We start from the raw sequence: 8,178 nt of genomic DNA on the forward strand, positions 1-8,178 counted from the left end.
CGCCGCGGCCGCACCCGCGCCCGCCGCGCCCGCTCCACCGGCGACGAGGCCGACCGCCTTGGCGTACCCGGCGGTCCCGAACCAGCCGATGACGGCGACCGGGACGACCGCCGGGATGCCGCCGGCGACCTCCTTGATCTGACCGGCGGCCAGCCGGCACTTGGCGCACTCCTCCAGGTGCTTGCGCAGCCCGCGCTCCGCACGGGTGCGCAGGCCGCCGCGCGCGTAGGCGCCGAGCCGGTCGGCGTAGCGGGCGCACTCCTCGTCGGCCACGAGGGCGGCGCTGACGTGCGCCTGGAGATACGCCTGCTTCAGGCCCTCCCGGGCCCGGGAGGCGAGCACGCGCGTGCCGTTGGCGTCCAGCCCGAAGAGCGTGGCGACCTCGCTGGGCGACTCGTCCTCGACCTCGGTGTGCCACAGCACGGCCTGCCAGCGCTCGGGCAGCGACCGGAACGCCCGCATCGCCATGGACTGCTCGGCCTCGTGCAGGGCGCGCACGTCGGCACCGAGGTCCAGGGTGTCGTGGTCGGCGACCTCGGACGAGTGCGCCGCCTGCGCGGCGAACACCGCGAAGTCGTCGACGAGTTGCTCACGCTTGGCGGACTTGGTCCAGCCGGCGGCCACCCGCCGCACGGAGGTGAGCAGGTACGCGCGTACGGCGTGCTCGGGGCCGTGCCCTCTGCGGACCGCCTGCAGCATGCCGGCGAAGACCTCGGCGGTGAGGTCGTCGGCGGTGTGGCCGTCGCGGCAGCAGGTGCGGGCGTAGCGGCGCACGGCGTCGGCGTGGCGCCGGTACAGCGCCTCGTACGCGCTGTCGTCGCCCGCGCGCATCCGCTCGATCAGATCGGCGTCGGAAGGGGGCAGGTCCCTCGGGGGCGGCAGGACGCCACTGTCCTCCCGCCGGTCGCGCTGGGCCGGGACGCTGCCCTCGACGGGTTCCCCGGCCTGGGCCGGAATGGAGGGGCGTCCCCCCTGGAGCGGCACCTGCGGCGAGGCGCCGTCCTCCGGGTCACCGTCGCCGAGTGACTCGTCCCGCCCGTCAACGCTCATCGCGGAAAGCCCCCGCCGCCTGCCCTACCGGTCCCGAACACCGGGTCAGAGTGCCATATTGGCTTTTGGTCAGGACCCCTGCCGGGTGACCCTTCCACTCGTCCGTGGGGACTTGCCGTGCACCAGTACTAGCCCCCACCCGTTCGGGGAAGCCTCAATGGATCTCCGGACGGCGGCAGTTGGTCAGGATGCCCGACTCGTCGGAGATGTCCTGTACGGAGTGGCGGCGCACGCGGGAGGCGCGGGGCGTACGGCGCCCGCGCCTCGGAGTCACGCGTTCGAGTGAGTCGTACGGGCCACCGGATTGACCCGCCGCCCACACCGGCCGATCGACGCACCACTGACCGACCGGACGCACCGGAAGATCGGCGCACCGCCGTCGGACGGGGCGGGTGGGAGCCCGAACCCGGCCGGGAGCCGGGCGGTTCGCCCACCCGCGACCGTCACACCGGCCGGGACCGCAGCCCCTCCAGCAGGATGTCCAGCAGCCGCGCGGACGCCGCGGCCTGCTGCGCCGCGTCCGGCAACGAGGGCGCGGCGGTGGCGATCACCAGCAGCACGTCCGAAACCGACACGTCGGCCCGCAGCTCACCCGCGGCCCGGGCCCGCTCCACCAGCTGCCCCACGACCTCCAGCAGCGCCGAGGCCCCCGCGTCGTCGTCCGCGCCCCTCCCCGCCGAACCGCCCTCGGGGACCAGCCGCAGCTCACCGGCGCCGGGCTGGGTCCGCTGCAGCGGCACCCGCGCCTCGTCGAACACGCTCCTGCCGTCCCGCTCCTCGGCGACACCGACCCGCAGCACATGGGGCGGCAGCAGCCGGCCGGCACCCGACGCCACGGACGTCCGCAGGAAGCGCGACAGCGCCGACCACGGCTCGTCCTCCTGCCCGAGCGCCGCCCGGGCCTGGTCGGTCAGCCGGGAGGTCTCCTCCTCGGCTATCCGGCGCACCAGGACGTCCTTGCTCGGGAACCGCCGGTACACGGTCCCCACACCCACCCGCGCGCGCCGCGCCACGTCCTCCATCGGCGCGCCGTACCCCAGCTCGCCGAAGACCTCGCGCGCCGCGCGCAGCACGTGCTCCAGATTGCGCTGTGCGTCCACGCGCAGCGGCGCCGTACGCGTCTGGTCCCCGCGTCCGTTGCCCGCCGCCGCGCTCATCATGCCGCCGGCCGCGAGTGCGGACGCGGACGACCAATGAGAGTCCTGAACATGCATAAGCGTTCCCCCGGTAATGACGTCTCCCCCCGGAGACTCTCCCCGCCACTGAAAGCCGGAGCGTGCGAAGGAGCAGGACCGTCGGCCCGCCCGTCGCGGACTTCCGATCCGATGAAGCGCATCCCCCTACACCCCGTCGACACACGAACATAGTTGAGAGGGGGTCAATTCAGAAGGGGCAGGTTCCGCACGGAGCGCCCCCCGATCGGAGCACGAGTCGTATACGTCCCGATTGCACCCCTCCGCGCCCCCCGGCGTACGCCCACTGACCTGCGCTCCTTGTGAGCACTCCGGCAATTCGGCCAACTCCGGAGATCCCCGGCCCGCGGTCACACAAATTGTCGAGGCTGTGGACAAACTCAAGAGCTGGGTGCGTCATGGGATGGTGAAGGAACGTGCGCGCATTCTCGTTGTCGGCGGTGGCTACGTCGGGATGTACACGGCCCTGCGTCTGCAGCGGAGACTGAAACGGGAACTCGCGCGGGGCGAGGCCGAGATCACGGTCGTCACCCCCGACCCGTACATGACCTACCAGCCCTTCCTCCCCGAGGCGGCGGCCGGCGCGATCTCCCCGCGGCACGTCGTCGTCCCGCTGCGCCGCGTCCTGGACCAATGCCACGTCGTCGTCGGCGAGGTCCGCTCCATCGACCACGCCAAGCGCACCGCCACCCTCACCACCCTGGCCACCGAGGAGGAGGGCACGGGCGCCGAGCAACTGCCGTACGACGAACTCGTCCTCGCGCCCGGGTCGATCTCCCGCACGCTGCCCATCCCCGGCCTCGCCGAGCACGCCGTCGGTTTCAAGTCGGTCGAGGAGGCCATCGGCCTGCGCAACCACGTCATCGAGCAGATGGACATCGCCTCCTCCACCCGCGACCCGGAGATCCGCGACGCGGCCCTCACCTTCGTCTTCGTCGGCGGCGGCTTCGCCGGCGTCGAGGCGCTCGCCGAGCTGGAGGACATGGCCCGCTACACCACGCGCTACTACCACAACGTCCAGGCCGAGGACATGAAGTGGATCCTCGTCGAGGCCTCGGACCGCATCCTGCCCGAGGTCGGCGAGGAGATGGGCCGCTACACGGTCACCGAGCTGCGCCGCCGCAACATCGACGTACGGCTGAACACCCGCCTGGAGTCCTGCGCCGACCGCATCGCCGTCCTCAGCGACGGCGCCCGCCTCCCGACCCGCACGATCGTCTGGACGGCCGGCGTCAAACCCAGCCCGCTGCTCGCCGCCACCGACCTTCCGCTCACCGCGCGAGGACGGCTGAAATGCACCCCCCAGCTGACGATCGACGGCACCACGCACGCGTGGGCGGCCGGCGACGCGGCCGCCGTACCCGACGTCACCGCCGAAGAACCCGGCAGGGAGACCGCCCCCAACGCCCAGCACGCCGTCCGCCAGGCCAGGGTCCTCGGCGACAACATCGCCCACGCGCTGCGCGGCGAGGAGCTGGAGACGTACTCCCACCAGTACGCCGGCTCGGTGGCCTCACTCGGTCTGCACAAGGGCGTGGCACACGTCTACGGGCGCAAGCTGAAGGGCTACCCTGCCTGGTTCATGCACCGCGTCTACCACCTCAGCAGGGTGCCCACCTTCAACCGCAAGGCCCGTGTCCTGGCGGAATGGACCCTCTCGGGCCTCTTCAAACGGGAGATCGTCTCGCTCGGCTCGCTCGAACATCCCCGAGCGGAGTTCGAACTCGCTGCCGGTGGAAAGCCTCCTGTCGATCCCGCGGACGACCCGAAGGGGTCGTCCTGACCGGACCCAGGAACTCCACCGACCGGGTGGGCGTCTGACGGATGTCGCTCCGGTAGGCCACACTGCCAGACTGATCCCCGCCCCAGGGCGAGCGCCCGCTCACCCTTCGAACCCAAGAGGCTCTTCCCACCGTGCTGCACCCCGGGGGCGTCACGCCCCACTTCTCCGGCAGGGACCGGAGCCGCGCCAGGACTCCGAAGACGCCGGAGACGACGACACGAGGCAAGGATTCGTGAACTTCACGCGCTGGAGCGCCCGGCTCCCCGGAACGCAGCGCCGCGCGGCAGCGCGGACCGACCACACGGTCGCCCCGGACCGCCCGGCCGACGGCGCGGGCTCCGTCCCCTCGGCCCGCGCCGAACAACTCACCCACGAGGCCCCCCACCTGCCCGCCGTGGACGAACTCCCCGTCCGCGAGGTCCTCGACCGCGTCCCCGCCCTGGTCGCCCTCCTGCACGGCCCCGACCACCGCGTGGCGTACGTCAACGACGCCTACGTGACCGCCTTCGGGCTGCGCCCCCTCGGCGAGCCCACCCGCGAGTCCCTCCCCGAACTCGCCGAACTGGGCCTGCTCCCGCTCCTCGACCAGGTGCTGCGCAGCGGCAGGCCCCGCACCCTGAAGTCCCGCAAGGCCCCCGACGGCCGCTCCTACACCTTCACCTGCACCCCGGTCACGGATGCCGACCACGCGGGCGTGCTCGTCTTCGCCACCGACGTCACCGACCACGCCGAGGCCGCCGAACGCCTGCGCGCCAGCGAACGCAGCCAGCGCGAGACCGCGGTCACCCTCCAGCGCTCCCTGCTGCCCCAGGAGCTCGAACAGCCCGACGACCTGCGCATCGCCGCCACCTACCAGCCCGGCGGCACCGAGGCCGCGGTCGGCGGCGACTGGTACGACGTCATCACCCTCGGCGGCGGCCGCACGGCCCTGGTCATCGGCGACGTCATGGGCCGGGGCGTGCGCGCCGCGGCCGTCATGGGCCAGCTCCGCACGGCGGTCCGCGCCTACGCCCGCCTCGACCTGCCCCCGCACGAGGTCCTGCAGCTCCTCGACGGCCTCGCCGCGGAGATCGACGCCAACCAGATCGCCACCTGCGTCTACGCCATCCACGACCCGAACGAGGGCCGGCTGGTGTACGCCTCCGCCGGCCACCTGCCCATCCTCGTCCGCGACGAGACCGGCGCCGTCCAGCGCGCCGACGAGCCGACCGGCCCGCCGCTGGGCACCGGCGGCTGGATGCACGCCTCCGGCTCCGTGCCCCTCGGCCCCGGCTCCACGGCCGTGCTCTACACGGACGGCCTGGTGGAGCGCCGCGACGCGGACCTGGACGAGGGCATCGCGGCCCTGGAGGCCGCCCTGTCCGGGGCGACCGGCACCCCCCAGGTGGTCTGCGACCGCCTGGTCCGCTCCGCCGGGGTCACCGCCGACCACGACGACGACGTGGCGGTCCTGGTCCTCCAGCACCCGGCCCGCATCGGCCACGACGGCGAGCTCTTCCGCAACGCCGCCCTGGAACTCCTCGGCGGCGTCGAAGCGGCCCCACGCGCGCGTGCCTTCGCCTCCGGCGTCCTGACCAGCTGGCGCTTCCCCGCAGAGCTGCACGACCTCGGCGTCCTCGCGGCGAGCGAGCTGGTCGCCAACTCCCTGCAGCACGGCACCCCGCCCATGCGTCTGAGGCTGCGCCGCACGGACCGCCGCCTGATCATCGAGGTGACGGACGGCGACGACCACCTGCCGCGCCGCCGCCGCGCCGAACCGGGCGACGAGTCCGGCCGGGGCATCGCGATCGTCGCGACGATCGCCTCGAACTGGGGCTCGCGCCGGACCCCGGGCGGCGGCAAGGCCGTCTGGTGCGAATTCGTCCTCCCGAAGGGCTCGCCCTGACGGCAGCCCGCCGCCGGTGACCGCCCACGACGGCCGCCGGCTCACGCCTCCGCGGCAACAGCCCCCGTGGACGTCCCACCCCGTGCGACGACCCGGCTCCGGCTCCGCGCCAGCCACGGCTGGTCCTGTACGGCGGTCAGCCGCCGCCCCAGCCGCAGCGCGAGGACGGTGATGCCCAGCGAGAACAGCAGGAACGTCACCACGTACGGCGCGTGCAGCGAGGCCCCCATCGGCCCGCCCACCGCCGGCCCCACGGCCAGCGCGAGCTGCTTGACCAGGGCGAACGCCGAGTTGTACTGCCCCGCCATGCCCGTCGGTGCCAGATCGGCGACCAGCGGCGCGACCGTCGGCGACAACATCGCCTCCCCGAGCCCGAACAGCGCGTACGTCGACACGAACGCGGCCGTGGCCATCTCCCGGCTGCCGTGCCCGAGCCCGGCGTACCCCGCCACGGCCCACGCCACGGCCCAGATCAGCCCGACGCCCGCGATCACCCGGGACCGGCGCCGGCGCTCGACGAACTTCAGCACGGCGAACTGCGCGACGACGATCATCAGGGTGTTGGCGGCCAGCGCGGTCCCGAGCGCGGACGTGGAGATCCCGGCCGCCTCGACGCCGTACGCGCTCAGCCCCGACTCGAACTGGCCGTAGCAGGCGAAGAACAGCACGAAGCCCAGCACGGACAGCTGCACCATGGCCCGGTTGCCGAGCAGCTGCTTCCAGCTGCCCCGGCCCGCCGACGCGGGCGCGCCCTCGATGCGCGGCGCACGCGGCATCCGGACCGTCGCCATCACCCCCACCAGCACCAGGAACATCGCCGCCTCGATGGAGAACAGCAGGGTGAAGGAGTCGACGCGCGTAGCGTCCACAAGATGACCGCCGATGAGCCCGCCGACGCCCAGCCCGAGGTTCTGCAGGAAGAACTGGGTGGCGAAGGCGCGCGAGCGGGTGTCCGTGGTGGAGACGTCCACGATCATCGTCGCCAGCGCCGGCTGCATCACGGCCTGCCCGGCACCGAGCGCGGCGGCCGCGAGCAGCACGGTGGTCGACGTGGCCGCCAGCCCCAGGCCCAGCGCACCGACGGCGGCGGTGACCAGGGCGGCGATCAGGACCGGCAGCGGACCGCGCCGGACGATGGCCCGCCCGGCGAACGGCAGCACGACCAGCGCGGCCACGGCGAAGACGGCGAGGACCAGCCCCGCCGTCATGGCACCCAGTCCCCGCACCTGCGCCACATAGACGTACAGGTAGGGGACGGTGAAACCGAGCCCGAACGCGCTGAGTGCGTTGCCCACGTGGATCCGGCGCATCGCTGCGCCCATCGCCCTGGTCACGTTCACCTCTCTCATCTGATGGAAGCTTCGCTCCGAAGAGCTTAGGAGTGAAGACTTCAAAGCTAAAGTTCGATATCGAAGAGTACATAATCAAGGACTTCGAGGCAAAGCAGGGGCGTGGGATACTGCCCACATGGCCGAGCCCCCCGGCGCCACGGAGCCGACACTCGAAGAGCAGATCGCCGCGTACCAGCGAGAGTTCCGGGACCTCGACCCCCAGGTCGAGAAGATCGTCTCGGCGCTGTCCCGGCTGAACCGCCGTATGAACGTCGCGTACGGCCGGCAGACCGCCGCCCTCGGCATCAGCAACGCCGAGTGGGAGGTCCTCAAGGCCCTCGTCCTCTCCGGCGCCCCCTACCGCCTCGGCCCGAGCGACCTCGCCAAGCGCCTCGGCCTGACGCCGGCCGCGATGACCCACCGGATCGACCGCATGGTCGCCGAGGGACTGGTGACCCGGGAACGGGACGAGTCCAACCGGGTCCGCGTCATCGTCGAGCTGACGGTGGAGGGCCGCGAGAAGTGGCTGGAGGCGATGCGACTTGCGACGGTCTTCGAGGAGGATCTCCTCCAGGACCTCTCGGCCGAGGACCGCACGGCCCTGGGTGACGTCCTCACCCGCCTGCTCCGCAGGGTGGAGCACGCCCAGCCGGACGCCGGCGGACGCCTCACCGACCTGGACTAAAAGATCTTGACAGCGGGCGCTTGACAGGCCATCGCCGGATCCGTAAAGTTCTTCGGGTTGCCACGGGGCCGTAACGGTTCTTCGGCAGCACCTCCGCCGCAGCAGCGGCAAACCAAACCATCAGCACGATCTCCCAGCCGGGTTGATTTCGGCGTGCCCGAATTCAATTCGATGTGGATCTCGGCGGCCCGATTGGGAATCGCCGAGAGGATCCGCTAAGGTTTGAGACGTCGGAACGGCCCAACAGCCGG

6 protein-coding genes are annotated in these 8,178 nt (G+C 72.4%); 3 read left to right on the forward strand and 3 right to left on the reverse strand.

The annotated features are described in order from the left end of the window. Nucleotides 1-1,050: sigma-70 family RNA polymerase sigma factor (locus tag M8J74_RS43240; protein ID WP_249841638.1), on the reverse strand; the 1,050-nt coding region annotated here is incomplete at its 3' end. A 443-nt stretch (nucleotides 1,051-1,493) separates the two neighbouring features. Then, entirely contained in the window at nucleotides 1,494-2,264 is a 771-nt protein-coding gene (locus M8J74_RS43245) for a TetR/AcrR family transcriptional regulator (protein WP_249841639.1), read from the reverse strand. Between the two features lie 382 nt (nucleotides 2,265-2,646). Between M8J74_RS43245 and M8J74_RS43250 the strand changes: the two genes are divergently transcribed. After that, on the forward strand, nucleotides 2,647-4,026 hold the full coding sequence (locus tag M8J74_RS43250) for an NAD(P)/FAD-dependent oxidoreductase (protein WP_249841640.1): 1,380 nt from the start codon (nucleotides 2,647-2,649) through the stop codon (nucleotides 4,024-4,026). Between the two features lie 232 nt (nucleotides 4,027-4,258). Continuing rightward, complete coding sequence (locus M8J74_RS43255) at nucleotides 4,259-5,911, forward strand: ATP-binding SpoIIE family protein phosphatase (protein ID WP_058924481.1); 1,653 nt, start codon at nucleotides 4,259-4,261, stop codon at nucleotides 5,909-5,911. A gap of 41 nt (nucleotides 5,912-5,952) precedes the next feature. Here the strand turns inward: M8J74_RS43255 and M8J74_RS43260 are convergent, their stop codons facing one another. Then, the gene (locus M8J74_RS43260; RefSeq protein ID WP_249841642.1) at nucleotides 5,953-7,233 is read right to left on the reverse strand and encodes an MFS transporter; all 1,281 of its coding nucleotides are present in this window, start codon (nucleotides 7,231-7,233) and stop codon (nucleotides 5,953-5,955) included. Between the two features lie 145 nt (nucleotides 7,234-7,378). On the opposite strand from M8J74_RS43260, the gene M8J74_RS43265 reads away from it, so the two are divergent. Further along, the gene (locus M8J74_RS43265) at nucleotides 7,379-7,927 is read left to right on the forward strand and encodes a MarR family winged helix-turn-helix transcriptional regulator (RefSeq protein WP_249841641.1); all 549 of its coding nucleotides are present in this window, start codon (nucleotides 7,379-7,381) and stop codon (nucleotides 7,925-7,927) included. Nucleotides 7,928-8,178 lie beyond the last annotated feature (251 nt).

The sequence above is a fragment of the Streptomyces panaciradicis genome (assembly GCF_023516615.1).
GTDB classification, from domain to species: Bacteria; Actinomycetota; Actinomycetes; order Streptomycetales; family Streptomycetaceae; genus Streptomyces; species Streptomyces panaciradicis.